At 55.7% G+C, this 25,519-nt stretch carries 24 protein-coding genes, 1 tRNA gene and 1 pseudogene; 12 read left to right on the top strand and 14 right to left on the bottom strand.

The window, feature by feature from the left end:
• Positions 1-33 precede the first annotated feature (33 nt).
• The 5 genes from AC2FLG_RS12500 to AC2FLG_RS12480 all read right to left on the bottom strand — a co-directional run bounded on the left by AC2FLG_RS12500 (position 34) and on the right by AC2FLG_RS12480 (position 5,495).
• The gene (locus AC2FLG_RS12500; protein WP_496694927.1) at positions 34-1,518 is read right to left on the bottom strand and encodes a sugar ABC transporter ATP-binding protein; all 1,485 of its coding nucleotides are present in this window, start codon (positions 1,516-1,518) and stop codon (positions 34-36) included.
• Positions 1,519-1,591: 73 nt separating this feature from the next.
• The gene (locus AC2FLG_RS12495) at positions 1,592-2,629 is read right to left on the bottom strand and encodes an ABC transporter substrate-binding protein (RefSeq protein WP_496706429.1); all 1,038 of its coding nucleotides are present in this window, start codon (positions 2,627-2,629) and stop codon (positions 1,592-1,594) included.
• Positions 2,630-2,674: 45 nt separating this feature from the next.
• Positions 2,675-3,589 (bottom strand): sugar phosphate isomerase/epimerase family protein, encoded by a 915-nt coding sequence (locus AC2FLG_RS12490; protein ID WP_496690820.1) that lies wholly within the window; start codon positions 3,587-3,589, stop codon positions 2,675-2,677.
• 10 nt (positions 3,590-3,599) lie between these two features.
• Complete coding sequence (locus AC2FLG_RS12485; RefSeq protein ID WP_496702192.1) at positions 3,600-4,754, bottom strand: Gfo/Idh/MocA family protein; 1,155 nt, start codon at positions 4,752-4,754, stop codon at positions 3,600-3,602.
• Positions 4,755-4,766: 12 nt separating this feature from the next.
• Positions 4,767-5,495: an SDR family NAD(P)-dependent oxidoreductase gene (locus AC2FLG_RS12480; protein ID WP_281972355.1), complete on the bottom strand. Its 729-nt coding sequence runs from the start codon at positions 5,493-5,495 to the stop codon at positions 4,767-4,769.
• 177 nt (positions 5,496-5,672) lie between these two features.
• On the opposite strand from AC2FLG_RS12480, the gene AC2FLG_RS12475 reads away from it, so the two are divergent.
• The 5 genes and pseudogenes from AC2FLG_RS12475 (at position 5,673) to AC2FLG_RS12455 (ending at position 9,972) form a co-directional block, all read left to right on the top strand.
• On the top strand, positions 5,673-6,701 hold the full coding sequence (locus tag AC2FLG_RS12475) for a LacI family DNA-binding transcriptional regulator (protein ID WP_281972354.1): 1,029 nt from the start codon (positions 5,673-5,675) through the stop codon (positions 6,699-6,701).
• Positions 6,702-6,762: 61 nt separating this feature from the next.
• Positions 6,763-7,938, top strand: a complete 1,176-nt coding sequence (locus AC2FLG_RS12470; protein WP_496706427.1) for a fatty acid desaturase family protein — start codon at positions 6,763-6,765, stop codon at positions 7,936-7,938.
• Entirely contained in the window at positions 7,938-8,249 is a 312-nt protein-coding gene (locus AC2FLG_RS12465; protein ID WP_496706425.1) for a MocE family 2Fe-2S type ferredoxin, read from the top strand. The genes AC2FLG_RS12470 and AC2FLG_RS12465 overlap by 1 nt, the downstream gene beginning before the upstream one ends.
• A gap of 22 nt (positions 8,250-8,271) precedes the next feature.
• The gene (locus tag AC2FLG_RS12460; RefSeq protein ID WP_496689801.1) at positions 8,272-9,321 is read left to right on the top strand and encodes a hypothetical protein; all 1,050 of its coding nucleotides are present in this window, start codon (positions 8,272-8,274) and stop codon (positions 9,319-9,321) included.
• Between the two features lie 105 nt (positions 9,322-9,426).
• Positions 9,427-9,972, top strand: a pseudogene (locus tag AC2FLG_RS12455) (DDE-type integrase/transposase/recombinase).
• Between the two features lie 217 nt (positions 9,973-10,189).
• On the opposite strand, the gene AC2FLG_RS12450 reads toward AC2FLG_RS12455, so the two are convergent.
• From AC2FLG_RS12450 to AC2FLG_RS12415, 8 genes are all read right to left on the bottom strand, one after another.
• The gene (locus AC2FLG_RS12450; protein ID WP_496701794.1) at positions 10,190-11,287 is read right to left on the bottom strand and encodes a M56 family metallopeptidase; all 1,098 of its coding nucleotides are present in this window, start codon (positions 11,285-11,287) and stop codon (positions 10,190-10,192) included.
• The gene (locus AC2FLG_RS12445) at positions 11,274-11,669 is read right to left on the bottom strand and encodes a BlaI/MecI/CopY family transcriptional regulator (protein WP_142634715.1); all 396 of its coding nucleotides are present in this window, start codon (positions 11,667-11,669) and stop codon (positions 11,274-11,276) included. Before AC2FLG_RS12445 ends, AC2FLG_RS12450 begins: the two co-directional genes overlap by 14 nt.
• 65 nt (positions 11,670-11,734) lie before the next feature.
• On the bottom strand, positions 11,735-12,139 hold the full coding sequence (locus AC2FLG_RS12440; protein ID WP_281972348.1) for a DUF2160 domain-containing protein: 405 nt from the start codon (positions 12,137-12,139) through the stop codon (positions 11,735-11,737).
• Between the two features lie 8 nt (positions 12,140-12,147).
• A complete protein-coding gene (locus tag AC2FLG_RS12435; protein ID WP_142634711.1) occupies positions 12,148-12,945 on the bottom strand; it encodes a carbohydrate ABC transporter permease in 798 nt (265 codons plus the stop codon).
• Positions 12,942-13,805, bottom strand: a complete 864-nt coding sequence (locus AC2FLG_RS12430) for a carbohydrate ABC transporter permease (protein WP_142634709.1) — start codon at positions 13,803-13,805, stop codon at positions 12,942-12,944. Before AC2FLG_RS12430 ends, AC2FLG_RS12435 begins: the two co-directional genes overlap by 4 nt.
• A complete protein-coding gene (locus tag AC2FLG_RS12425; protein WP_496706424.1) occupies positions 13,802-14,878 on the bottom strand; it encodes an ABC transporter ATP-binding protein in 1,077 nt (358 codons plus the stop codon). The genes AC2FLG_RS12430 and AC2FLG_RS12425 overlap by 4 nt, the downstream gene beginning before the upstream one ends.
• A 1-nt stretch (position 14,879) precedes the next feature.
• The gene (locus tag AC2FLG_RS12420; protein WP_496690812.1) at positions 14,880-15,929 is read right to left on the bottom strand and encodes an ABC transporter ATP-binding protein; all 1,050 of its coding nucleotides are present in this window, start codon (positions 15,927-15,929) and stop codon (positions 14,880-14,882) included.
• Between the two features lie 62 nt (positions 15,930-15,991).
• A complete protein-coding gene (locus AC2FLG_RS12415) occupies positions 15,992-17,731 on the bottom strand; it encodes an ABC transporter substrate-binding protein (RefSeq protein WP_496706423.1) in 1,740 nt (579 codons plus the stop codon).
• Between the two features lie 319 nt (positions 17,732-18,050).
• On the opposite strand from AC2FLG_RS12415, the gene AC2FLG_RS12410 reads away from it, so the two are divergent.
• Genes AC2FLG_RS12410 through AC2FLG_RS12380 form a run of 7 tightly spaced genes read left to right on the top strand, consistent with a single transcriptional unit; the run spans position 18,051 to position 25,437 of the window.
• A complete protein-coding gene (locus tag AC2FLG_RS12410) occupies positions 18,051-19,412 on the top strand; it encodes a V-type ATP synthase subunit B (protein WP_282021390.1) in 1,362 nt (453 codons plus the stop codon).
• Entirely contained in the window at positions 19,390-19,995 is a 606-nt protein-coding gene (locus tag AC2FLG_RS12405) for a V-type ATP synthase subunit D (protein ID WP_496706421.1), read from the top strand. The genes AC2FLG_RS12410 and AC2FLG_RS12405 overlap by 23 nt, the downstream gene beginning before the upstream one ends.
• Complete coding sequence (locus AC2FLG_RS12400; protein ID WP_496706419.1) at positions 19,992-21,788, top strand: V-type ATP synthase subunit I; 1,797 nt, start codon at positions 19,992-19,994, stop codon at positions 21,786-21,788. The genes AC2FLG_RS12405 and AC2FLG_RS12400 overlap by 4 nt, the downstream gene beginning before the upstream one ends.
• Positions 21,785-22,228 carry an ATP synthase subunit C gene (locus AC2FLG_RS12395; protein ID WP_281972343.1) on the top strand — a complete coding sequence of 148 codons (444 nt, stop codon included), beginning with the start codon at positions 21,785-21,787 and terminating at the stop codon, positions 22,226-22,228. The genes AC2FLG_RS12400 and AC2FLG_RS12395 overlap by 4 nt, the downstream gene beginning before the upstream one ends.
• Positions 22,228-22,905 carry a hypothetical protein gene (locus AC2FLG_RS12390; protein ID WP_142634693.1) on the top strand — a complete coding sequence of 226 codons (678 nt, stop codon included), beginning with the start codon at positions 22,228-22,230 and terminating at the stop codon, positions 22,903-22,905. The genes AC2FLG_RS12395 and AC2FLG_RS12390 overlap by 1 nt, the downstream gene beginning before the upstream one ends.
• 1 nt (position 22,906) lies before the next feature.
• Positions 22,907-23,599 carry a hypothetical protein gene (locus AC2FLG_RS12385; RefSeq protein WP_496706418.1) on the top strand — a complete coding sequence of 231 codons (693 nt, stop codon included), beginning with the start codon at positions 22,907-22,909 and terminating at the stop codon, positions 23,597-23,599.
• A complete protein-coding gene (locus AC2FLG_RS12380; RefSeq protein ID WP_282021385.1) occupies positions 23,596-25,437 on the top strand; it encodes a V-type ATP synthase subunit A in 1,842 nt (613 codons plus the stop codon). Before AC2FLG_RS12385 ends, AC2FLG_RS12380 begins: the two co-directional genes overlap by 4 nt.
• 5 nt (positions 25,438-25,442) lie before the next feature.
• Here AC2FLG_RS12380 and AC2FLG_RS12375 read toward each other — a convergent pair.
• A tRNA-Glu gene (locus AC2FLG_RS12375) sits at positions 25,443-25,517 on the bottom strand.
• Positions 25,518-25,519 lie beyond the last annotated feature (2 nt).

Genomic DNA, 25,519 nt, shown 5'->3' with positions numbered 1-25,519 from the left:
CCATGACCCATGCGTGTTTTCGGATGGCCACGCTCACGCCGCGCCCTCCGTCTCGGTCAGGCCATAGGCCGCACGCATCAGTGTTTGTTCATCCGCGTCGGCCGCATCTATCACGTCAACCACGCGACCGTTGAAGATTACGACCGCGCGGTCACAGGCAAGTGGGATTTCTTCCAACTCGGACGTATAGAATAGAACCGCCGCTCCTTGATCTGCCAACTCACGGACAAGCGGGTAAATCTGGCGTTTTGTGCGCACATCGATGCCACGGGTCGGATCGAATAGAAGCAGGGTTTCGACACCTGTCGCGAGCCAGCGACCAATGGTGACTTTCTGTTGGTTGCCACCTGAAAGCCTTTGCACCTCGCCTTGCGCGCGTGTGTCGATCTGAAGTTTCTCAACCGCATAAGCGACCCGATCGCGCTCATGCCGCAATTTTATTGGTCCCCAGTTCTTGAGCCGGGCTGAAAATGGCAGAGCGATGTTTTCTTTAACTGACCTTTGCGCCAGCAGAGCGTCTGAACGATCGCCCGGAACGAAAGTTATCCCGACGGCAATGGCGTCGGCGGGGTGGGCGAAGTTTACGGGCTTTCCATCAACTTCCATCGATCCTGAAGACGGGCGATCAAAGCCCGCCAGAACCTCAAACAGTTCATCCTGCCCCTGACCCTCAAGCGCGACCACCCCTAGGACCTCGCCGGGGAATAAGTCGAACGAAACATCCGAGAAACTGGGCTCAAAAGCCAGTGACTTAATGCCTAGGCGCGGTGTCTTAGCCTGTGGTTCATTTGCTCGAAGGATCTGACGTGTTCCAATGTCAATCTTCTGACCCAGCATCAATTCGACCACGCGTTCTTCTACGCCGGGTTCAATGTCGAGATCTCCGACAGACATGCCATCCCGCAACACAGTGGCCCGATCGCACAGTTCCGAAATCTCGGTGAAACGGTGAGAAACATAGATCACACCCATCCCGTCATTTGCTTTGCGCCTTACGGTCTTCAATACGCGTTCAACCAGATCCGTCGGCAGCGCCGCGGTCATTTCGTCCAGCAAGAGGACATCTGGTTCAACTGCCAGCGCGCGTGCCAGATCGAGGATGCGCAGCGTAGCAAGTGGCAGGTCGCCAATCATTGCCGATAGTTTCAGGCCTTCGATGCCAAGTTCTGTAACCCAGTTTTGAAACTGATCGACAGGTGTGTCTGTCAGCCGAAGATTGTCGGATACGTCGAGATCAGGAATGAGTGAGGGTTCTTGATAAACCGGCACCAAACCGGAACGGCGCGCCTCGGCGGGGCTTCCGACAAACGCTTGTTTGCCTCTGATCAATACCTGACCAGCGTCGGGTTTAAGGGCACCAGTAATGATCTTGACGAAAGTGGACTTGCCAGCGCCATTTGCGCCCATCAAGGCAACGATCTCGCCTTCGGCAACCGTGAGGTGCGCATTGGTCAACGCCCGTACGGCGCCAAAACTTTTGGCCACGTCAGACGCGTCGAGAAGTGGTGTGCTGCTCATGGAAGTCCTTGAATGCCGAGTGGGTTGGATTTGCCTTCCGCCCAGCTAAAGGCGGAAGGCCAGTCAATTCGGATCAGCCCTCGCCGGGTCCCTTACAGTCGATGATTTGTTCCATCGTGTAATCGGTCCAGCCGGGAACGGTCACTGATACGGGCCACTCTGGGTCAAGGTTAGGATTCTGAGCCGCTGTGATCGTTTCACGGCCTGCGTCCGTCGCATTCTCCCAAAGCACAGGATCTACAAGAACGGTTTTGTTCTCAGGTGCCTTGCCGTTAAGAATGTCGACAGCCAGAGCAATGCCTGCGCCGCCGACTGAGCCAGGATTTGTCACGGCCGCGCCGTTCAATCCCTCAACCTCGGTCAAGTATTGAACAAAGCCCGCGTTGTCTGCGCCGACGATCGGCACCAAAGGTGCCCCGGATTCGGTGAACGCATCGACGATTACGTTGTCGATGCCGCTGGTCCAGACACCGTCAAACGGGATGCCGGTGGCCAGGTAATCAAAGATCTGTTGCTTGCCCTGGTCTTGCTGCCAGCCGGTGAAAACCTCGTGCACCACATTGATATCGGGGTGTTCTGCCAACGCGCGTTTAAAGCCGTTGTCGCGGTCAGTATCCGCCGAAACCCCAGCAATGCCACGCATATAGACAACGTCACCTTTGCCACCAAGCTGTTCAAACAACCACTTGGCGCCAAGATAGGCGTATTCTTCTTGATTGTTCGAAAGAATGTAGGCGCCTTCAGCCGAAACGCCGGCATCCACGGCAACAACTACGATGTCCTGAGATATCGCCTTTTCCAGTGCCGAGTTTAAAGCATCGGGGTTGGATGGGTTCAGCACGATGGCGTCTACACCCGCTTCAATGAGGTTGTTGATGTCTTCCAGTTGCCCGGCTGAATCGGTGTTGCGATGCGCAACGATTAGGTTCGTCACATCGGCTTCGACCAGAGCTTGCGCACGCATGGCGCAGATCATCTGTTCGCGCCAACCATTACCTTGAACGGTGTTGGACACTCCGATTGTGTATTGCTTGTGCCCGTCAGCCAACGCCACAGTTGAAAGAGACGCTGAAACTGCAAGAGCAGCAACACCATAAAGTAGGTTCTTCATTTTAGTTTCCTCCCAGTTTTAGTCATTTCAAATTTGATAATTTCTTCACTTGATGAATGGTGACAGGACATCCCGGGCCAGCAGAAAACCCCGCTTGACCTTTTCGTCAGTCCCTTCGAACAATCTGTCTTCATGTTCGATAATGATCGGACCGTCGTATCCGGCGCGGTACAGGCCGGAAAAGAAACCGGACCAGTCCACATCGCCCAGCCCGCATAGCCGTGGGATTTGCCATCCCATGCCGGTAGACATCACACCGTTCTCATAAAGCCCGTCCTCATCAACCATCACGTCTTTGGCATGGACATGAGCCATGTGAGGACCGAACTCCTTGATGAACCGTGTCTGATCGATGAACTGCCAGATCAGATGTGAAGGATCGAAGTTCATGCCAACCGCATCGCCCCATTCTTCAAAAATCCGCCGCCAGATTCTTGGCGAGTAAGCAATGTTGTGACCCCCGGGCCATTCGTCATAGCTGAAGATCATCGGGCAGTTCTCAAAGCACAGACGCACACCAGAGTTTTGTGCATGCCTCACGATCGGATCGAAAATTTCGGTGGCACGCTCCCAGTTCGCGTCTAGATGCAGAGTGCGATCTCCGCCGACGAATGTGTTGACAACTTTGATGCCCATAACACCGGCGGCGGTGATTACTTTGTTAAGATGTCCAATAACTTCAACCCGATGCTCTTCATCGGCGTGGAGCGGGTTGGGATAGTACCCCAGACCCGAAATCTCGATCCCCTGATCGCCGAGTTGCCCGACAATTTCATTGCCCTGATCCGCGGAAAGGCCATCTACGTTGATGTGGCTGGTTCCCGCATAGCGCCGTTGTTCGCCACCTGACGATGGCCAGCAGGCGACCTCCATCGCCGAAAACCCATTGGAACCGGCCCAGGCCGCCACCTCAGTCAATTGAGAGTTTTCGAATGGTGCAGTCAGTAAGCCCAGTTTCATGTCATCGCCCTCAAATCTCGCTCAAATCGACCCAGCGGCTCTCACTCGCCGACTTGACGACGGCTTCGCAGAACTGCATCTCGTAGTGGCCGTCCTCAAATGTGGCCCATGTGCTGCCTTGTTGCCGCCCGCCCGCGATGACGTCGGCATAGACCGCCCGGAAAAAGTTGAAGAATGAATCTGCGAACCCTTCGACATGCCCGGGCGGCAAGGTGGCGGCTGCGATCCCCGGACCGTTCATCAAGGTGAAGTCACGCATCAGGGTTTGGTTGGGCGCGTCACGATGCCCAATGAACAGATGATCAGGAGTTTCACTGTCCCAAGCCGCACTGGCATTTGCTCCGGCGATGTCCCATTGCAATGAGTTCTTTCGCCCCATGTTGACCTGAGATGTGCTCATCACGGCCCGTGCTCCGCTCTCATATCGGATAAGGATCATGGCAGCATCGTCGGTATCGATGCGCACAGTCTCGGTTTCACCGGTTCCGCTGGTAAATGTCTCAATTGGGCCAAGAGGTTTCTGGCGTTCCGGAAGGAAGGTTGTCAGCTCTGCAAAGACGGAGGTCGCCTTCAACCCGGTGACAAAGCTCGTCAGGTCAACCCAGTGCGTTCCAATGTCACCGACCGAACGCAACACACCACCCATTTCGCTTTCCAACCGCCAATTCCAGTCGTTGGGCTTGGCAAGCCAGTCCTGATGGTAGTGCCCGGTAACAAAACGGATATCACCCAGATCCCCGGCCATTACCATGCCGTGGGCTTGTTGGTTCAGCGGATAAAAGCGAATGTTGTAACAAACCGCTGCAACCTTGCCAGAAGCCTTGGCTAGGTCGACCATTTCGGCGCTTTCTACGGACGTCATGGCAAGTGGTTTCTCGCAGATGACGTGTTTGCCCGCAGCCAGGATCGATTTCACTTGCGGATAGTGTGCGTGGTTAGGGGTCGTTACGTGCACTATATCGATGTTTTCATCCGCCAACAGATCCTCCAGAGAGTCATAAGCTCGGGCCACGCTCATTGCCCGCGCTCGTTCCCTTCCGCGCTCTGGCGATGACCCAAGAACACCTCTTACGTCCACGCCCAGACGCCGAAGCGCCTGAACGTGCACTGTTCCTATGAAGCCGGTCCCGATCACCGCAGCGCGGATTTTTGCGAAGTCACTCATCGTGCGCTCCTGTCAAACAACCGAATACCCTCCGTCCACGATCACGCAGGCACCGGTCACAAAGGCTGCCGCATCGGATGCGAGAAACAAGGCTGTTCCAGCGATATCTTCTGGGTGACCCCAGCGTGCCAAGGGTGTGCGTGCTTCTACAGCTGTTGAGAAACTGGCGTCTTTTCGGGCTTTCGCCGATTGCTCGGTCACGATGAACCCGGGCGCGATCGCATTCACCCGAATACCGTCTTTGGCCCACGCAATCGCCAGTGATTTTGTTAGTTGTTCCACGCCGGCTTTTGACGCGCCATAGGCTGGGTTGAGCGGTGAACCAAAGCGCGCATACATGGAGGCCACATTTATGACGCGCCCTTTCGCGACCGAAAGGGCAGGGTGCAGCGCTTCGGCGCAGCGAAAAGACCCGGTCAGATTTACGTCCAGCACGTGGGAAAAGAACTCAGGTGCCATTTCTTCACCGCGTCGAGTCACCGCCGCACAGTTTACCAAGACGTCAATATGGTCGCGTGTGCTTGCGAAATTGTAGACTTCGTCGGTGTCGGTTACATCCAGTTGAATGTAGTCAAACCGGGCGGCGTCCTCTTCGACGCATTGCGGTTCCACACCGGTAATCTCCACTGTGGCACCCGAGTCCTGGAATTCTCTTGCAATAGCGGCACCAATGCCGGCTCGGCTGGCACCGATCACCAGGACCTTTGCCCCGGCAAAGTCGAATGTGACCTTCGAAACCATCAAAGAACCTGGCTTTTGTTGCGTTTGAATTCGGATGCCATCAGTTTCCCTCGTTTGGCGAAATCGTTACTGCAATCGATTACATTATGGGAAAAACCTACTTTCCAAATTGTGTAATCGATTACATAATCGGCATCACATGAGATTCGAGTCAAGCCAGAAATCGACTGCCAAGCAATGAGCAAGATACCCAAACCCGCCACAATACAGGACGTCGCACGTGTTTCGCAGGTGTCGACAGCCACTGTCAGTCGTGTTCTGTCCAATCCCGATCTGGTGTCAAAATCAACACGTGTTGCTGTTTTGGAAGCTATTCGCGAGACGGGATATCGCGTTAATCAGGCAGCCCGAAACCTGCGGATGAAAAGGGCGGGGGCCGTACTGATCCTTGTTCCCAACCTCGGCAAACCTTTCTATTCGGGCATACTTGCCGGTATCAGCGAGGGGTTTGCGGGCTCGGACTATGCAGTTCTGATTGCCGATACCGAAAGTAATCCGCTGCAGGAAGAAACTCTTGCCGGGTACTTTCGAGACGGCCGGATAGATGGCGCAATCTCTTTGGATGGTGGCATTCCTTCGACCGCACTTCAGCAATGCGTCACATACGGCGCGGGCGACCGCATAGTATTTTTGTGTGAATGGGTGGAAGGCGAGGCCTTTCCAGTGATTTCCAGCGACAACGCTGAAGGTGCGCGATTGGCGATCAGGCATCTGCATGATTTGGGCCACAAAAAAATCGCGCATGTTACCGGTCCCGACGGGAATGTTCTGACGACCGCTCGGCGTAAGGGCGTGGTCGAAGAACGGACACGCTTGGGGCTTCCAGCGCGGCCCGAGTGGATTATCAGAGGCGACTTTTCGCTGGAATCCGGACATGAGGCCGCCAGACGAATACTTGCGATGGATGAGCGCCCAACGGCGGTGTTCTGCGCTGCGGATATGGTTGCCTTTGGGTTGATTTCTGGGCTGGTCGCGGGTGGGTTGAAGGTGCCCGGTGACATTTCGGTTGTTGGTTTCGACGATATCGAAATGTCAGGATCTTATGTTCCGGCTCTGACAACAATCCGACAGGACCGACACCAACTGGGACGCCGTGCGGCAGAGGTTTTGCTGGGCCAGTTGGCGAACACTGGCAAAGCGCTTCCAATGAAATCAGCGCTTCCCGTAGAGCTTGTAACACGGGCGAGCTCCGCGCCGCCCAATTAGCGAAGTCAAAATTCAGGCGCCTTTGCTATAGTCTACGAAGAAGCGGGAGGCGCTGTGAGCGATGGAGAAAGGGGAAATGAGTAAGTCGACCATACCCATTGGCTCTGAACTCACTGCTCGGGATTATTCCCTGACTGGTGCGAATACGCGTCAAGCGATAGAAAACGGTCTGTCGGCCGCAGAGTGGTACCACAGCGATGTTCCTCGTAAGAAGCTGAAATCGCTTATGAAGCGCAGGGATGCGCCGGCCATTCGTGACACAGTGATCTGGATCGCTTTGCACTTTGTATTTGCGGCTGGCGGTTTGTACTTCTGGGGTAGCTGGCTTTGCGTGCCTTTCTGGTTTGCATACGGTGTCGTGTATGGTTCGGCCTGCGACAGCCGTTGGCACGAATGCGGACACGGAACAGCCTTTCGAACCCGATGGATGAACGACGTCGTGTACCACATCGCGTCCTTCCAGATCATGCGAAACCCGGTCAATTGGCGCTGGAGCCACGCGCGGCATCACACCGATACACTCATTGTTGGCCGCGATCCGGAAATAGCGTGGATGCACCCGATCAGCCTGATCCTGAAGGCGTTTGCATTTGTAGGGATTTTTGAGACCTGGACTTCACTCAAAACTCTAATGCGAAATGCCACGGGGAACTTGTCGCAAGAAGAGCAGGATTACATTCCGGAAAGCCAATGGCCCAAGGCGGTCTTTTGGGCGCGGGTTCACATTGCGATCTACGCCGCTGTATTGTTGATTTCATTTGTTTTGCTTGTCTCCGGGGCCGCATGGAAATCCCTGATCCCCATACTCTTGATCGGAGGTCCTCGGGTCTATGGGTGCTGGCATTTTGTAATGACGGGGTTGCTTCAGCATGGAGGGCTTGCGGAGAACGTTCTTGATCACCGGTTGAATTCCCGCACACTATATATGAACCCGATAAGCCGTTGGGTCTACTGGAACATGAATTACCATATTGAGCATCATATGTTCCCGATGGTTCCTTATTACTCTCTTCCAGCGCTTCATGATCTGATCAAGGATGATCTGCCGCCGCCGAATACTTCGATTTGGGACGGCTACAAAGAAATGATGGGTTCCGTCATGAAGCAGCGTGTTGACCCGAGTTACGCCATACGAAAGTCTCTCCCGCCGACGGCCCGCCCATATCGGGAACATTTTCACTTGGCAGTTCCGGAGAGAAACACGGGGTTAGAAATCGGTGATCGAGGAGGAACGTAATGCCTTGGGTTGACGCATGCGCCGTAGACGATATTGAGGAAGAAGATCTCATTCGTTGGGACCACGACGGTAGAACCTACTTGATTGTTCGCAGTTTGGACAATGAGTTCTATTGCACCGACGGCCTCTGTACACACGAACAAGTGCACTTATCGGACGGTCTGGTGATGGACAACGAGATAGAGTGCCCCAAGCATAATGGGCTATTCGACTATCGCACGGGCAAAGCTTTGAGGGCACCCGTATGCGAAGATCTTCGCACCTACGAAACCAGAGTAGGAAATGGTCGCGTCATGGTATTGGTGGAATGACTTTTTGGGCTAGGAGTGGTTTGTGATCGCGCTGTCCGCAACAGGCATCCGGCTTTCATTCGATTTGCAGTTGGGGTTGATCGAGAGTTTCAGTGTGTACGACGGTGACGCTGAGATTTCACCACTACATCGCGCACCTTGGGTCGGCACAGACGAAGTTATGCCCGAAGGTATAGCACCTCATTTGGAAAAACTCGGCGGTGATTTCTTCTGCGCCCCATTCGGGTCAACTGAGGGGACATCGCCGCTGCATGGGTGGCCAGCTAACTCTCGTTGGAAACTAGAAGAAAAGACCGACAGCTATTTGCGCGCTGAGCTCGACAGAACGGTCTATGGAGCTAGGCTGCAAAAAGAGATTACACTGCATCCTGAGCATCCATTCGTCTACCAGCGTCACACTTTCATTGGTGGCGACGGCGCGATGCCGGTTGCAAATCACGCAAATGTATCCTTGCCCAATGGTGGGATCATTCATACCTCTCGAAAGCAGTGTTGGAGAACGCCTAAGGTTGAACAGGAAGTTGATCCGGCCTTAGGCTATTCAGCGCTTAGATATCCGGCTGAAAGCCAAACGTTGGCGTCTTTTCCTGGGAAAGACCGCGAAGTGAATCTGTCAAACTACCCATGGTCTCCACAGAGTGAAGATTTTGTTGTTGGATTGGATTCGCCTGAAGAGAAATTGGGTTGGACCGCGGTAACTCGCCCGGTGGAGGGCGACATGTTCCTGTCGCTAAAATCGGCTCAGGCTTTGCCGATGACGATGTTGTGGCATTCGAACGGTGGTCGATATTATGCTCCTTGGTCGAGCCGCCACTTCGCCTGCCTTGGGGTTGAGGAGGGTGCCGCTTCGCCCATCCTGGGAAATGTCGAAAACAGTTTCCCGAACGATCACGGCGTCATTCATCTAAACCCCGATCGCCAAGTTGAGGTTACACATGTCATCGGGGCGCTTCGTTGGCGTAGTGGAGCCAGGGTGATTGCAGTTGAAACTCTGGGAAACCAACTTTTGATCCGAGGTACAGAAAATCAGGAGATTCTTGTGCCATTCGATCCGCAAGCCCTGAACATTTGAACGGGTGGTGCAGGGGAAATTGGCTTGAGACAGGCAGGGCAGTTTCGTAGCTTCGCTTGATGACAAAAACGCTCACTTTTTTGCTGCTTCAAAACCAACCCTGAGATCATTCGTCTAGCAGTGATCGTGTTCGTTCGATTCTGGTTGAATAGGTTTGGCCCTATCTGTGCCGCAGAAATTAGCCGAAAACGCATAAATCGGATGCGATGTTTCGCGAACTGGTAGCGGCATCTAAATAAGGTTATTATTGAAGATCAACGGCAAGCAATATCACCTGCGGCGGGAATCCGACAATGAAGGCGAGGTGCTGGAAATCTATGTCACGAAGCGCCGGGATCGTGTTGCGGCCCTTTTACACTTGAAGAAAGCGATGAAACGATGGGGCCAGTCAGGGTTTCGTCGTCACTGACAAGTTGCACTCTTACGACGCGGCGATGAAAGTCATAGGGAATGCGTTAGGACAAGAAACTGGCCGTAGGAAGAACAATCTTGCTGAGTATTCACATCTTCCGTCGGCGAAAAGAACGTGCGATGCTCTGCCTCCGGCAAATGTGATGTTTGCAAAATTTTGCCGCAGACGACACTTCCGTCCATAGTCACTTCAATCATGAACGGCAGCTTTACTCACGCGACAAGTTCAAACTCAGTTGAACTGCCGCCCTTTCGGCGTGGAGCCAATTTAGTTTCGCCTAATTTTTAGCTTTCTGAGGTAGACTGAGACTGGTTCGAATTTGCCTGACAGCACCGCCACTCAGCCTGTTTCACCAAGCAACCTGCGATTTCTTTCTTCTGCAAACGCAGATTGGCTTCGCTGCAAGAATGTGCGTCGCGCTGCAGATCCTTCGAGAGTATTTCCCACGAATAAGGGTCAGTTGCCCTGATTGCGGGCTTCCAACCGTTCAAGGTTCACAACGGTCGACAACATCAACCTGTCATGGCTCCAGTCGTCTACAGGCTGCAATGACGCAGCGCCTAACGCCAATGTCACAGCAAAAGCTGCGCTTAAGGCAAAGAACAGAGGAGGCATTGTGGGTTGGATTGCAGGGGCATCTGCCAGGGCAATCACACGTTGACGCAAGACGCGTTTGGCCTTGCCCCCTTTAACCAAAGCCACATTCAATACACGCGGGCTGCCGCGCATTACTGTATTGGAGCAATAGTTCAGCAGGCAGGAGGTGTATTCGACCGCGTTGATTCCACGGCGCGAAACGACGGATTGATCGCAGGCCAGCTCGCGCAGCCGATCGAATTGAAACTTGAGAATCAGATATGCCGGGTTCCAGAACAGGAACGGCCGCAAAAGCTCGAACCCCAGTTCCCATTCAACATCGGCAGCCCTGACATGTTGCAGCTCGTGTGCAAGGGCAAACCGCATATCGCTGGGGGTGTTGAGCAGATGGCTGGGCAATACCACATGCCTGCGCCACAAACCGCGAACGGCGAAGGGGACTGTGACCCGGTCGGACAGGCGGATATCGACCTTCTCCGAGCTTCGCCACAGGTAGCTGGAGCGAACAATGCCTCGGATTGCCAACCCGTCACGGATAATGCGCAGGATGCAGACCGCAGAATAGAGCGCCATTACCACCAAGATTGCCGATATAATCGGGTTTTCTCCTGCAAGGGTCTGTTCGATCCACCTTTGCCGGGTATTGAGCAGGGCCTCGAACTGGGTAGCGGGCATGGCGATATCGCCACGCAGATAGGCTGCAACCGCAAGATCCCCAATGGCGACCCCGCCTTCAACGGAATACAGCGCCATGACCAAACCAGCCACGATTGCCAAAAGGGGGCTGAGCAGGACGCAAAGACACAGAATTTTCAATGCGCGCAGCTGTGCAACAAACCCGTGTCGCATCTGCGTCATTGAAACCACGTATCTTGCCGCGATCCATACAATAGCCGCTAGGGCAAGAACCAGATTCAGTTCGAGAAATGCGTCGAGAACCGGTTTAACCGCTGTCATTTTGCAGTCTCCTCTCTACCAGTGCCCGAATATCCTCAAGATCTGCCTCGCTCAGACCGGCGTCATCTACCAACCGTGCAACCAGCGTGGCTGGTGTGTCATCGAACAGGGTTCGTGACAGGTTCTGCAGTGAACGCGCCTGATACCTATCCTTCTCCAGAAGCGGCGTATAACTTAGGGTCTTGCCGTTTTTGCGACTTTCTACAAAGCCTTTTTCGTCAAGAATGCGAAGGATTGTGGCCCCTGACGTATAGGCCAGGTTCCGATCTGGTGGCAGCCGGTCCAGTACATCACGCACCGAGCCCTGACCCAGAGCCCAGAGTTCGTTCATGAACTCCAGTTCGACCTCGGTCAGCAGGTTTGTTGTCTTTTTCTTTCGCATTGATCCCAGTGCCGTCATTTTACCTGTGCCTGACAGACAAGCATCCTTTGATGGTTTCGCAAAGCTTAAACTTTCCAGAACACGAAAACGCCCCAGCCGATGGACAGGAACAGCGGTGTCCAGACCGGTTGCCCGACTAGCCCTAACCAGGCCAGAAAAATGTAAGCTGCCCCAAGCAATGTGATGAACAGACGGTCGCCCAATGTGGTGGTCAAGCCCAGAACGCCGCGCCGTTCAATCCCGTCGCGGAATTTGAACCCTTCCAGCAGACCGATCAGCGCGATGGCTGAAAAGATGCCGACAAATACGGCCAGGGTCGCCGGTGTCCACGCCATCCAGAAATCCGGCCACAAGGGCGCGGTCCAGGAAAACTCTTTTTCTTCGGGCTGACCCACACTTCCCCACCCGGCCTGTGCTTGCGCCAAGGCCGAGCCCGGGATCAGAAAGGGGATCAAAAGCAGTTTACGCATATCGAACCTCATACACGCCCCATCGCGAAACCGCGCGCGATGTAGTTGCGGACAAACCAGATGACGATGGCGCCGGGGATGATGGTCAGCGTCCCGGCGGCGGCCAGCAGGCCCAATTCGTACCCGGCGCTGGACGCGGTTCGGGTCATTACGGCAGCGATGGGTTTGGCCTCGACCGCTGTCAGGGTCTTGGCCAACAGCATTTCGACCCATGAGAACATGAAGCAGAAGAATGCCGCGACGCCTACGCCCGCTTTGATATTTGGCAGGAATATCGTGACGAAAAAGCGCGGAAAGGAATACCCGTCCACATAAGCGGTTTCGTCCAACTCCTTGGGGATGCCACGCATGAACCCTTCCAAAATCCACACCGCTAGCGGCACGTTAAACAGCGTATGCGCCAGCGCCACCGCCAGATAGGTGTCAAACAACTGGATTGACGAATAGAGCTGAAAGAACGGCAAGGCGAACACCGCAGCCGGTGCCATCCGGTTGGTCAGCAGCCAGAAGAACAACTGCTTGTCCCCTAGGAACCGATAGCGTGAGAACGCATAGGCCGCTGGCAGGGCGACACAGACGGAAAGTACCGTGTTCAGCGTCACATAGGTGATCGAGTTGATGTAGCCCCAATACCACGTCGGGTCTGTGAAGATCGTGATGTAGTTTTCCAGCGTAAAGGTCTGCGGGAACAGAGAAAAGCCCGACAGGATCTCGTTCGTGGTCTTGAAGGACATCGCCACCAGCCAATAGATCGGCAACATCAGGAACGCGATATAGAGGATCGGGATGAGGGAGCGCTTTTTCATTCGGCGTCATCCTTTGTCATCAGAGTGTAGAAGACCCATGAGACCAGCAGTGTGATGGCGAAATAGATCAAGCTCATCGCAGCCGCAGGGCCAAGGTCGAACTGTCCCAGTGCGATCTTTACAAGATCGATCGACAGTAAGGTGGTCGAGTTTCCGGGACCCCCGCCAGTCAAAACGAAGGGTTCGGTGTAGATGTTGAAACTGTCCATGAACCGCAGCAGGATGGCGATTGTCAGAACCGTCTTCATCTTGGGTAACTGGATATACCGGAACACTGACCACGGGCTGGCACCGTCGATCTTGGCCGCCTGATAATAGGCGTCCGGGATCGAAACCAGACCCGCATAGCACAGTAGAACCACCAGCGAAGTCCAGTGCCAGACATCCATGATGATGACAGTGATCCAGGCCGACAATGGTTGCTGTGTCATGTCATAATTGATGCCCAGCACGTCATTCAGAAAATACCCCAGCAGGCCGATTTTGGGCAGGGTAAAGATGTTCCACATCGAGCCGACGACGTTCCAGGGGATGAGCATCGGCAGAGCCATCAGCACCAGACAGACCGGCACCCAAAAGCCTTTGCGCGGCATCGACAGGGCAACAATGATGCCCAGCGGCACCTCGATGATCAGGATCATGAAGGTAAACAGGAACTGTCGCCCCAAAGCGGCCTGAAAGCGGTCGGAGCGCAGGATTTGTTCGAACCATCCCAGCCCTTCCCAGAAGAACTGGTTATTGCCGAAGGTCTCCTGCACCGAGTAGTTGACCACCGTCATCATTGGCACCAGCGCGTTGAACGCGACCAGTGCCAGAACCGGCAGGACAAAGAACCATGCTCTTTGGTTTATTGTTCTCATTGGGCCCGCTCCTGCGTTGCGATCCAGCCGTCGCGATAGACGCGGGACTGCTCGGGTTTGAGTTGCAGAAAGACCATCGAGCCTTGTTCAGGCGCATTGTGTTCGGTGACGGCCTTGATCGGTGTGTTCCCAACCATCGCACTGACCACGTAATGGCGCCCGATATCGGCCACTTTGGTGACATGTGCCGGTATGCCGGATTGGCCGAAGCCTACATATTCCGGGCGTATTCCCAGATCGGTGCGACCACCTTCACCATTGGTCGGACCTTCCAAGACCACCTCATGCCCTTCGAAAATAGCGCGATCGCCCTTGGTCTCGCAGGGCAAGACATTCATGCCGGGCGAGCCGATAAAGTGACCAACGAATGTATGCTGAGGCCGCTCGAACAGTTCAACCGGCGTACCAATCTGAACCACTTCACCATCCTGCATGACCACGACTTCATCAGCAAAAGTCAACGCCTCGGTCTGGTCGTGGGTGACGTAGATCATTGTGGCTTTTACGCGCTGGTGCAGCTCTTTCAGCTTGGAACGCAGTTTCCATTTCAGATGCGGGTCGATCACGGTCAGCGGCTCATCAAACATCACCGCATTCACGTCATCGCGCACCAGTCCGCGCCCCATCGAGATTTTTTGCTTGTTATCCGGGCTCAGGCCAGAGGCTTTGGTGCCCAGCATATCTGTGACATCCAGCATTTCGGAAATCTCATCAACACGCCGCTTGATGGTTGCCGCGTCAACGCCCCGGTTTTTCAGAGGAAAGGCTAGGTTCTCGCCTACGGTCATCGTGTCGTAGATCACTGGAAACTGAAAAACCTGCGCAATGTTGCGCTGATCAGGGGGCAGGGCGGTCACGTCGCGGTCATCAAACAGGATCTGCCCCTCAGAGGGTGTCAGCAGGCCCGAGATGATGTTCAGCAGCGTAGACTTGCCGCAGCCCGATGGCCCCAGCAGCGCATACGCCCCACCATCGCGCCAAGTGACGTCGATTTCCTTCAGCGCATAATCTTCGGGGCCTTGCGGCGATGGCATATAGCTGTGTCGAAGGTTTGAAAGCTTGATCTGTGCCATGTCAGGCCACCCTTTTGCCGTCTTGGCCGAAATACCGGCAATGGGCCGGATTCATATAGAAACTATGGTCTTCGCCAACCTGATAGGGATGTACGCCCGCCGCCAATGAGACCCATGCGTCGTTCCCATGTTGGAAATGCGCACTGGAGTCAGATCCGGATAGCTCGGTCACGATCACACGCCCGGTCAGCTCTACATCTGCGTCCGATGTGCGGAATGGCGTCACGCGATGCGGGCGTACCGCCACTGTGTATTCACCGTCTGCGATGCCGGTGACGGCCCATCCACCGCCCCCTGCAAGTTGCGCCTGCGCACCTGAGACGGTGATATGCGCGACGTTGATGGGCGGATCCGAGAACACACGTGCGGCAGCGATGTTTTCCGGATTGCGGTAGATATCAGCGGTTGGCCCAAATTGGGTGACCCGGCCGTCTGCCATCAGAGCGGTATGACCACCGAGCAGCAATGCTTCTTCCGGTTCTGATGTCGCATAGACCACTACGGCCCCGCGTCCGGCAAAAAGATCAGGAAGTTGCTCGCGTAGCTCTTCGCGCAGTTTGTAGTCCAGATTGGCAAGGGGTTCATCAAGGAACACGGCCCGGCTTTCCTTGGCAATCGCGCGGGCCAAAGCGGTGCGTTGTTGTTGCCCACCCGACAGCTCGTGCGGGCGGCGCTGCAGCATCGGACGCAGTTGCAGCAGATCAGCGGCCTCTTCGACGCGGCCTTCGATTTCGCTTTTCGCCATGCCTGCCACGCGCAGGGGCGAGGCAATGTTGTCGAAAACGCTCATATGGGGGTAATTGACGAAAAACTGGTGCACCAGACTGATCTTACGCTTCTGCGTATTCAGCCGAGTCACGTCCTGACCGTCCATCAGGACTTTGCCTGTGGCGATCGGATCCAGTCCAGCCATCATCTTGATCAGTGATGTTTTCCCGGAACCGGTGGCACCCAGTAACACATTGAAATGGCCTGTTTGCAGCGTCAGATTCGTGGGTTTGATATGGATGACGTTGCCGACCCGTTTGGTCGCGTCTTGAAGTTCGATCATCTGGTGTTCTCTGGGGGTATTTGGGGGTAGGCCGGGTCTGAGCCCGGCCTACGAGTTTACGCTTACTGGGACTGCCAGCGCTGAACCAGTTCGTCATAGTTGACGGTCTGGCCTTGCGGCTTTTCGTTCTCCAGCTTGGCTTTTGGCGAACCCGGCTTTTCCAGCCAGAAGGACGCATCCTGCGGCTCGTTCAAGCGCGGACCACAACCGCCGTAGACACCGGCGCTTTCATCCGCGGCCTGCATCCGGCCCATTGTGATGTCCATCTCTTCGGCCAGACGATCCATCGCTTCTTGCGGAGTGAAGGCACCCGAGTTCACGTCACCGATCTGCTGCCACCAGATCTGGGCCAGCTTTGGATAATCCGGCACGTTGATGCCGGTCGGCGACCATGCCACGCGGTCAGGTGAGCGATAGAACTCGACCAAACCACCCAGCTTGGGCGCGCGTTCGGTGAACGACTCGTGGTTGACCGAGCTGTCGCGAATGAAAGTCAGACCCACATGGGACTTCTTCACGTCAACCGTCTTGGATGTCACGAACTGGGCATACAGCCAAGCCGCCTGAGCACGATCCGCAGGGGTCGACTTCAGGAAAGTCCAGGATCCCACGTCCTGATACCCAACCTTCTGACCATCTTCCCAATAGGGGCCATGCGGGCTGGGCGCCATCCGCCAAAGCGGTGTGCCTTCGTCGTCGACGGTGTTGTTGCCTTCGGACTTCGGCTTCACCATGTCGGCGGTAAAGGCGGTGTACCAGAAGATTTGCTGGGCCACGTTGCCTTGGCTAAGCGCCGGCAGCGACTGGTAGAAGTCATAAGACGCGGCACCTGGAGGCGCATAGTTGCGCAGCCATTCGTCCCATTTGCGGATCGCATAGACCGCAGCTGGACCGTTCGCAGCACCGCCGCGCGACACAGATGCGCCAACAGGGTTACAGGTGCCCGCTTCCATGCGGATGCCCCATTCGTCAACGGGGATACCGTTCGGCTCACCCTTGTCGCCAGCACCAGCCATCGACAGCCACGCGTCGGTCATACGCCAACCCAGGTCAGGTGCGCGCTTGCCGTAATCCATGTGGCCATAGATCGCGGTACCGTCGACTTCTTTCACATCGTTGGTAAAGAAATCGGCGATGTCTTCGTAAGCGGACCAGTTGACCGGAACGCCCAGATCATAGCCGTACTTCTCTTTGAACGCGGCTTTGTTTGCCTCATCGTCGAACCAGTCCTTGCGGAACCAGTAGAGGTTCGCAAACTGCTGATCAGGCAGCTGATACAGCTTGCCATCCGGACCGGTGGTGAACTGAATGCCCATGAAGTCATCCAGATCCAGCGTCGGAGAGGTCGTGCCCGCCCAGTCGCCACCCATCATGTCGGTCAGCGGATACGCCAACTGCAGACGCGAGTGGGTGCCGATCAGGTCACTGTCGTTCACGTAGCCGTCATACAGATTCCGACCTGTTTGCAGCTGGGTTTGAACGGCTTGAACTACTTCGCCTTCACCCAGAATCTGGTGATTGACCTTGATGCCGGTAATTTCTTCGAACGCCTTGGTCAGAACCTCAGATTCGTAAGAGTGCGTAGGGATGCCTTCGGACAGGACATTGATTTCCATGCCATTGTAAGGCTGTGCAGCTTCGATGAACCATTGCAACTCGGCCATCTGTTCGTCTTTCGACAGGGTTGATGGCTGGAATTCGTCGTCGATCCAACGTTGTGCTGCGGCTTCGTCGGCCCAAACGGGACCGTGCCCCGCAATGACGGCAGCCGCCGCCACTGCGGAAAGTAGATGTCTCCGCATCTGTTTCCTCCCAAAGATAATGTGATCCGGCGCAGACCGGATGACGATCAGCATCAGCGATTTGCCTCCTACGTGTCAAACTAAATTTTTAGTAATTGAGGTGATGACCGGGATAAATTTCTGAAAATGAATTGATTTATGTCATGTTTTAAAGCACCATTTGCCCATTAATTTCAGTTCGCAGACCCCTTGAATGCAGGGTCGCGCGCATGGTTTTTCGGCAGACGCTGTGATGCGGGTCCATTTGAAAAGCAGACTTTTGTGACCGTTTGCTGCACGATTTGAGTTCAATCAAGTTTTCAGGCTATGAGGATCGGAAATGTCCCGAAGTCTTCTGAAATTTACCCGCGTTCTCGAGATCGTGGGGGATACGCTAAAGATAAAAGTTCCGAGTGACGGGTCCGCTGACGCGACGGTGCGTTTCAACGATCTGGCCGTGATCGAAACTGTCGATGGACACAGAACGCTGGCGCAAGTCATCTTCATCGACCGCGATGTGATAACCTTGCAAGTGTTCTCGGGTACCAAGGGGATTTCGACCGAGGCGACAGCAACGTTCCTTGGTCATCCGATGCAAACCCCGTATTCGGCCAATATTCTGGGCCGGGTGTTTGACGGCGCAGGCGAGGCGATTGACGGCGGTCCGGACTTGTCTGCCGAACCGCGCATCGACATTGGGGGACCGACGGTGAATCCGGTTGAGCGGTCGGTTCCCAACAAGATGATTCGCACGGATGTGCCGATGATCGACGTGTTCAATACGCTGGTCGAAAGCCAGAAGATCCCAATATTTTCGGTATCCGGCGAGCCGTTCAACGCGTTTCTCAGCCGCATCGGCATTCAGGCGGATGCGGATATTGTTGTGTTTGGCGGGCTAGGGCTGATTTTTGACGACTACCACACGTTCAGAACCTCGTTCGAGGATGCGGGCGTGTTCTCGCGGACCGTGATGTTCGTCAATCAGGCCATGGACCCGTTGGTAGAACGCCTGCTGGTGCCGGATATGGCGCTGGCCGTTGCCGAGAAATTCGCTGTGGAAGAGGGCAAGCGTGTTCTGGTCCTGCTGACGGATATGACCGCCTATGCCGATGCGATGAAAGAGGTTGGGATCAGTCAGGAACGCGTCCCATCGCAGCGTGGATATATGGGCGATCTCTACTCGCAACTGGCACGACGGTATGAGAAAGCTTGCGACTATGCCAAGGGTGGATCGGTTACTGTGCTGACTGTCACAACCATGCCCGGGAATGACGTGACGCATCCGGTGCCGGACAACACCGGATATATCACCGAAGGCCAGTTTTACCTGCATTCCGGGGTGATCGACCCGTTCGGCAGTTTGTCGCGCCTCAAGCAGAATGTAATCGGCAAAACCACACGCGAAGACCACGGCCAGATCATGAACACGATGATCCGGTTCTATTCCGAAAGCCGAGATGCCGCGCAGAAACAGGCCATGGCGTTTGACCTATCGGATTATGACAACCAGTTGCTGAAATTCGGCGCTTTGTTCCGCAAACGCTTTATGGACATCAACGTCTCGATCCCGCTGGAGGATGCGCTAGATCTGGGATGGAAGACACTAGCTGAATGCTTTGCCCCCGAGCAGTTGCTGATGAAGCAGGATCTGATCGACAAATACTTCCCAAAGGATGCACATGGCGCGGTTGCAGCTGAATAAATCGTCGCTTGCGCGCGAGCAGACGCAGCTGAAAAGCTATGAGCGGTTCTTGCCGTCTTTGGACCTGAAGCGTCAGCAACTGATGGCTGAACGGGCCAAGGCACGTAAAAATGTGCAGTACCTGCAGGAGGAGGTGGCGCGCTTGGCACAGCAGGTCGGGGAAAAGCTGCCCATGCTGGCGCAACTAGGTGTCGACCTGGAAGGGTTGGTCGAACTAAAGGATTACCGGCTGAAGAAGGTCAACGTTGTTGGCGTTACCATGCCCGATCTGGACCGAATCGAGGTCGCGGTACGTCCGTATTCCCTTTTGGCCAAGCCACATTGGGTGGATGCAGTGGCGCGTTTGTTGCATGACATGATCGAAGCCCGATTGCGCGTGAAAGTGGCCGAAGAAAGGGTCAGGATTTTTGACAAATCAGTCGCCACGATCACCCAGCGCGTCAATCTGTTCGAGAAGGTGTTGATCCCGCGCGCCAGGGCCAACATCAAGAAAATCCGCATCTATCTGAGCGATGAACAGATGCAATCCGTTGTGCGCTCGAAAATCTCCAAACGCAAACATGCGAAGGAGGTTGCGGCATGAGTGTTGCAAGGCTGAAAAAACTGTCTTTGGTCGGCCGCGCCGCGAACAAGGGGGACACTCTGGGCGCGCTGCAGACATTGGGATGCATGCATGTTTTACCTTTGGCACCGCCGCCGGCAGAGCCAGAGCGGATCAACGAGCGTGGAGCCCGAGATGCGTATAAAGCATTGCGGTTCTTGAAAGAATCGTCGGAAACGCGCCGTCAGGTTCGGCGCGATTCTGGTTTTGATATGGACCAGTTCGTCGGTGAAGTCCTGGACTTGATGCAGCGCATACGGGATATGACCGACCACCGGGATTTTTTGGCCCACCGGATCGCTCAGGTGCGCCCGTGGGGAGATCTGGATTTTCCGCCGAGTGATGTGTTGGCAGGCAACCGGCTTTGGTTCTATCAACTGCCGCTAAAGCACCGTGAGGCACTGGCGGAGCTTCAGTTGCCCTGGGCCATCCTGCAAGAGGATCACCGGTTTCTCTACGCCGTTCTGATCGCCCCGGAAGATCCCGAAGACGACATCCTTCCAGTGCCGCGCACCCATACGGGTTCGTTGCCCATTCACGAGCTTGAAGCTCAGCTGGAAGAGGCCGAAATCGCCATTGAGGCGCTGGAAGCCGAGCGTATCGGGCAGACCCGTTTTCTGACGTTGATGCGGCGTAATCTTGCCGCCGCCGAAAGCGCAGCCGAACTGGCCCATGCCACGCAAAAGGTCCGCGACGAAGGCGAAGTGTTTGCCCTGCAGGGTTGGGTGCCCAGCGATCAGGTCGAGGCTGTCCTGGACATGGCCAATTCGCAGAACGCCGCTGTATTGATCGAAGACCCGGGCCCGAACGAGATGCCTCCGACGCTGCTTGAGCAGCCGGAAAATCTCAGTGCGGCGGTAGACCTTGCCCTGTTCTATCAGGTTCCTGGGTACCGAGAATGGGACCCCAGCATAATCGTGTCCGTCTCGTTCGCGATCTTCTTTGCGATGATCGTTGCGGATGCCGGCTATGGCCTGGTTATCCTGCTGGGGCTGTTGGCCTTCTGGAAACGTCTCGACAATACACCGGCGAAAAGATCGTGGCGGCTTTATGGTCTGATCATCTCGGGCGCGACGGTCCTGTACGGGATTTTGGTTGGAAGCTATTTTGGCGCTTCCCCGACCTCGGGCACGATCTGGGGGAAACTCAAGCTGTTGGACCTGAACAATTTCGACTCGATGATGATGATTTCAATCGTGGTCGGCGTTCTGCACCTGATATTGGCGAATGCGCTTGCAGCACGCGCGTCTTGGGGGCGGCGCAGTTCCGTCGCCAATCTTGGCTGGATCGCGGTGTTGATCGGCGGGTTCATACTGTGGCTGAGCTATATGAAAGGGGAACCCACAGCACCGGGGGCCGCGATCATGATCGCTGGGGCCTTGGCGATCCTTCTGTTCACCAGCGAGCGCGAGATTGCCAAACCCTCTGACTGGCTGTGGCGCCTGATAGAGGGCGTGCAGGGGTTGGCCGGGGCGATGGGGGCCTTTGGCGATGTGCTTAGCTACATGCGCCTGTTTGCGCTGGGGCTGGCCTCGGCTTCGCTGGCGATCACGTTCAACGATCTGGCGGTCTCGGTGATGCAGTCCCTGAAAGGACTGGGCCTTCTGTTCGGAGTGTTGATCCTGATCGCCGGGCATATCCTCAATTTCGCGCTCGCCATGATGAGCGGCGTCGTTCACGGATTACGTCTCAATTACATCGAATTCTTTAAATGGGGCCTGCCGGATGAAGGCATCGTCTTTCGCCCGTTCGCCCGCAAGGAGGTTCAGGAATGAATGAGCTTGTACTTACATTGGGCTGGTTGGGAATCTATGCCCCCATGGCGCTGGGCGCCGCAGCAAGCGCGATTGGCTGTTCCATTGCCGGACAGGCTAGTATCGGAGCGATGACGGAAACCGAAGGCGGGTATGGCCGGTTCATCGGCGTGTCGGCCTTTCCATCGACCATGGTGATCTACGGTATTGTCATCATGTTCACGCTGAACCGCGATGTGACGCCTGAAAATGCAGGCGGGCTGTTCGGGATCGGTATCCTGTCGGGCATCGCCCTGATGTATTGCGGCATCTGGCAGGGAAGGGCCTGTGCTGCAGCGATTAACGCAACCAAGGAAAAGCCCGAGATTTTTGGCCTGGCACTTGCGCCGGCTGCAATCATCGAGGGCTTTGGCGTATTTGCCTTTGTCTTTGCTTTGGTCATCAGCGCGGGGATTAGCTGATGGCACAGGACGGGATGATTTCGCATGGGGTGGATGCGCTGATCGACAAGCTGCGCAGCGATGGTGTGGCTGCCGGTCAGGCCGATGCAGACAAGCTGCGCGCTGATGCCAAAGCCGAGGCGGCCAAAATTCTTGCCGATGCCAAGCGCGACGTAGATGAGTATCGGAAAAAGGCCCGTGCCGAGGCGGATAATTATCGCACAGCCGGAGAAGAGGCGCTGAACACAGCGATGCGTGATGCGGTGCTTACAATGAAGGCCGGTCTGACAGATCGATTTCGCAAGGATGTTGAACGGCTGGTCACCCAAGAAATGACTGATCCTGAACTGCTGAAACAAATGATCCTTGAGGTCGTCGGTCGCGCCGCGTCAGACGCCAGACTGGAAGGGCCCGCGCAGGTCATACTGCCCCCCAGGGTCGCCACTCAGGATGACATCAAACAGAACGCCGATGATATTCAGTCGGGAAAGCTGACGCGTTACGTTCTGGGACTGACGGCTGAAATGCTGAAGGAACAGGTTGAGCTGCACAGCGCGGATGACACCCAGAATGGCATCCGCATCCGGGCTGATGAACAGGGGGTTGTTCTGGATCTGACCGATAAGGCCGTCGCCTCGTTGTTAATGGAACATTTGCAGCCGCGCTTTCGTGCTGTTTTGGAAGGTGTGATCCGGTAACATGTCGGACCCTGACGCCTATATCGCGCTGATCAGCAGCCTGCCGGGCTCGGAACGGTTGTTCATCGCCAAACAACCTCCACTGTCGCGGCTCAGGCTGGACCGGCGCTTGCGGGCGCTGACACCAGCGGATGCGCGGGTTCTGGAGGTAATGGAACACGCTCTGAACTGGAACAACTATGATATGAACACCACGGATGCACAGACCATTGAGCGATGCAAAGAAGCGCTCCGGCACATTTCACAACCGACCTTGCGCAAGCTGTTCATGGAACGGATGGATTTGAGGACGGCGGTTGCCGCGCTGCGCCTGCGCAAACAGGGGGGTGCTGCACCTAGTGGCGTCTATGGCATTGGACGCTGGAGCCGACACATTCCAGCCAACTGGGGCGACCCTGCCTTTCGGCTGGAAACCCCAATGCCCTGGATCAAAGAAGCCAAACACTTGCTGGATGTCGATGACCCCCTGGGGCTTGAACGGTTGCTTTTGTCGGTCAGCCATAAGCAACTGAAACGCTACGCCGCGCGCCATCTGTTCGATTTCGAAGCCGTGGCGATTTATGTTCTGATCTGGAATATTTTTGATCGCTGGGCGCAAAGCAATGCGCGTGACGCGGCAACGCGCTTTGAGAAACTGGCGCAACACGCCATGGCAAGTGCGATCGACTTGGATTTCGAGGGAGTAAGCGCATGACAGCCCCAACCTCCGCCACGCAGACCTCTACTGCCCGCGTCGTCTCGGTACAGGAAGGGCTGGTACAAATTCAGGCGAACCCTGATGCCACAGGCCATCCCGGACAGCTGGTCAAGAATGAGGTCGTTTTCATTCTGCCCACGCGGCCCGGCCCCGGTGGACGTCAGGAACGTCTGAAAGCCGAAGTGTTACGGGTGCGGGGCGACACTGCCGATGTGCAGGTTTACGAAAGCACTGATGGCGTCGCCGTGGGCGACCCGGTCGAACAATCCGGGCAGCTGCTCTCGGTCGAACTTGGTCCTGGGCTGTTGGGGCAGGTGTTTGACGGCTTGCAGTCGCCTTTGGCCAAAGTGGCGGCAGAATTCGGAATCTTTCTGCCGCGTGGGGCGGACGTGGCGCCGCTGGACACTCAGGCAAAGTGGTCGTTTACCCCATCGGTCAAGGTGGGCGACACGGTCACTGCAGGCGACAGCATCGGGGCGGTGCCCGAGGGGCATTTTACCCATAAGATCATGCTGCCCTTTAACTGGGTTGGGGATTACAAAGTCATTTGGGTTCAGAAAGGTGCGGCCATGATCCATGATATCGTGGCGCGGCTTGAAGATGCACAGGGGGGTGAGCACACGCTGACCCTGTCGCAGAAATGGCCGGTACGGCGGGCTTTACCGGAAAACGTTCTGAAACGCACCTTGTCCGAGCGGCTCTATCCAACCGAACCTGTCCTGACCTCTCAACGCCTGATCGACACGTTCTTTCCGATTGCCCGCGGTGGGACGGCCTGTATTCCTGGTCCGTTCGGCGCAGGCAAGACGGTGCTGCAGAACCTGATTGCACGCAACGCCAAGGTGGACATCGTGATCGTGGTGGCCTGTGGTGAACGCGCGGGTGAGGTTGTCGAGACGATTGCGGAATTCCCGAAGATGACCGACCCGACCACTGGCGGCAGTCTGATGGACCGGACGATCATCATCTGCAACACCTCCTCGATGCCCGTAGCTGCGCGCGAGGCGTCGATCTTCACCGGGATCACTCTGGGTGAGTATTACCGCCAGATGGGGTATGATGTGCTGCTGATCGCGGACAGTACCAGTCGCTGGGCTCAGGCCATGCGCGAGACCTCCGGCAAGCTCGAAGAAATTCCGGGGGAAGAGGGCTTTCCCGCCTATCTCGAAAGCTCGATCAAGGGGTTGTACGAACGCGCCGGAGCGATGAAGACCAATGATGGGGACACCGGCAGCCTGACCCTGATCGGGACCGTGTCACCGGCAGGTGGGAACTTTGATGAACCGGTCACGCAATCGACGCTGTCCACGGTGAAGTGTTTCCTCGGCCTGTCGTCCGAACGCGCCTATAAGCGGTTCTATCCCGCGGTCGATCCGATGCTCAGCTGGTCGCGTTATCTGGAACAGCTCTCGGACTGGTACGACACCAACGCCGAAGCCGGATGGACGGGCAAAGTGCGCGACTTGCTGGCATTGATCGAAAGGGGCGAACAGGTTGACCAGATGATGCAGGTGACCGGCGAGGAAGGGGTCACGATCGAGGATTTTGTGACTCAGCAAAAGGCGCTGTTTGTCGACATGGTCTATCTGCAGCAGGATGCCTTTGACCCGGTGGATGCGTCGGTGCCGCTAGAGCGTCAGAAGATGACGTTCAAACTGGTCTATGGCGTCACTCAATCCACCGCGCAGTTCGCCGACAAGGCCGAGGTACGCCAGGTCTTCACTCAGCTTACGGGATTGATGAAGAACTTCCACTATGCCGCGGAAAACACGCCGGAATTCAAATCCGTCTGGGCGCAAGTACAGGCCCTGTGTCAGGAAAAGTTCGGAGTGTGATGAAGTGGTAGCCCGTAGGGGAATCGAACCCCTCTTTCCAGGTTGAAAACCTGGCGTCCTAACCGATAGACGAACGGGCCAC

It is taken from the genome of Ruegeria sp. CDSA193 (assembly GCF_059611885.1).
The sequence above is the reverse complement of the archived record's forward strand: the minus strand, read 5'-3'. Positions and strand labels throughout refer to the sequence as shown.

Excerpts from the sequence above, each read along its gene's own strand:
- AC2FLG_RS12500 (WP_496694927.1), bottom strand. The coding sequence starts at position 1,518 with ATGAGCAGCACACCACTTCTCGACGCGTCTGACGTGGCCAAAAGTTTT.
- AC2FLG_RS12495 (WP_496706429.1), bottom strand. The coding sequence starts at position 2,629 with ATGAAGAACCTACTTTATGGTGTTGCTGCTCTTGCAGTTTCAGCGTCT.
- AC2FLG_RS12490 (WP_496690820.1), bottom strand. The coding sequence starts at position 3,589 with ATGAAACTGGGCTTACTGACTGCACCATTCGAAAACTCTCAATTGACT.
- AC2FLG_RS12485 (WP_496702192.1), bottom strand. The coding sequence starts at position 4,754 with ATGAGTGACTTCGCAAAAATCCGCGCTGCGGTGATCGGGACCGGCTTC.
- AC2FLG_RS12480 (WP_281972355.1), bottom strand. The coding sequence starts at position 5,495 with ATGGTTTCGAAGGTCACATTCGACTTTGCCGGGGCAAAGGTCCTGGTG.
- AC2FLG_RS12475 (WP_281972354.1), top strand. The coding sequence starts at position 5,673 with ATGAGCAAGATACCCAAACCCGCCACAATACAGGACGTCGCACGTGTT.
- AC2FLG_RS12470 (WP_496706427.1), top strand. The coding sequence starts at position 6,763 with ATGGAGAAAGGGGAAATGAGTAAGTCGACCATACCCATTGGCTCTGAA.
- AC2FLG_RS12465 (WP_496706425.1), top strand. The coding sequence starts at position 7,938 with ATGCCTTGGGTTGACGCATGCGCCGTAGACGATATTGAGGAAGAAGAT.
- AC2FLG_RS12450 (WP_496701794.1), bottom strand. The coding sequence starts at position 11,287 with ATGACAGCGGTTAAACCGGTTCTCGACGCATTTCTCGAACTGAATCTG.
- AC2FLG_RS12445 (WP_142634715.1), bottom strand. The coding sequence starts at position 11,669 with ATGCGAAAGAAAAAGACAACAAACCTGCTGACCGAGGTCGAACTGGAG.
- AC2FLG_RS12440 (WP_281972348.1), bottom strand. The coding sequence starts at position 12,139 with ATGCGTAAACTGCTTTTGATCCCCTTTCTGATCCCGGGCTCGGCCTTG.
- AC2FLG_RS12435 (WP_142634711.1), bottom strand. The coding sequence starts at position 12,945 with ATGAAAAAGCGCTCCCTCATCCCGATCCTCTATATCGCGTTCCTGATG.
- AC2FLG_RS12430 (WP_142634709.1), bottom strand. The coding sequence starts at position 13,805 with ATGAGAACAATAAACCAAAGAGCATGGTTCTTTGTCCTGCCGGTTCTG.
- AC2FLG_RS12425 (WP_496706424.1), bottom strand. The coding sequence starts at position 14,878 with ATGGCACAGATCAAGCTTTCAAACCTTCGACACAGCTATATGCCATCG.
- AC2FLG_RS12420 (WP_496690812.1), bottom strand. The coding sequence starts at position 15,929 with ATGATCGAACTTCAAGACGCGACCAAACGGGTCGGCAACGTCATCCAT.
- AC2FLG_RS12415 (WP_496706423.1), bottom strand. The coding sequence starts at position 17,731 with ATGCGGAGACATCTACTTTCCGCAGTGGCGGCGGCTGCCGTCATTGCG.
- AC2FLG_RS12410 (WP_282021390.1), top strand. The coding sequence starts at position 18,051 with ATGTCCCGAAGTCTTCTGAAATTTACCCGCGTTCTCGAGATCGTGGGG.
- AC2FLG_RS12405 (WP_496706421.1), top strand. The coding sequence starts at position 19,390 with ATGGCGCGGTTGCAGCTGAATAAATCGTCGCTTGCGCGCGAGCAGACG.
- AC2FLG_RS12400 (WP_496706419.1), top strand. The coding sequence starts at position 19,992 with ATGAGTGTTGCAAGGCTGAAAAAACTGTCTTTGGTCGGCCGCGCCGCG.
- AC2FLG_RS12395 (WP_281972343.1), top strand. The coding sequence starts at position 21,785 with ATGAATGAGCTTGTACTTACATTGGGCTGGTTGGGAATCTATGCCCCC.
- AC2FLG_RS12390 (WP_142634693.1), top strand. The coding sequence starts at position 22,228 with ATGGCACAGGACGGGATGATTTCGCATGGGGTGGATGCGCTGATCGAC.
- AC2FLG_RS12385 (WP_496706418.1), top strand. The coding sequence starts at position 22,907 with ATGTCGGACCCTGACGCCTATATCGCGCTGATCAGCAGCCTGCCGGGC.
- AC2FLG_RS12380 (WP_282021385.1), top strand. The coding sequence starts at position 23,596 with ATGACAGCCCCAACCTCCGCCACGCAGACCTCTACTGCCCGCGTCGTC.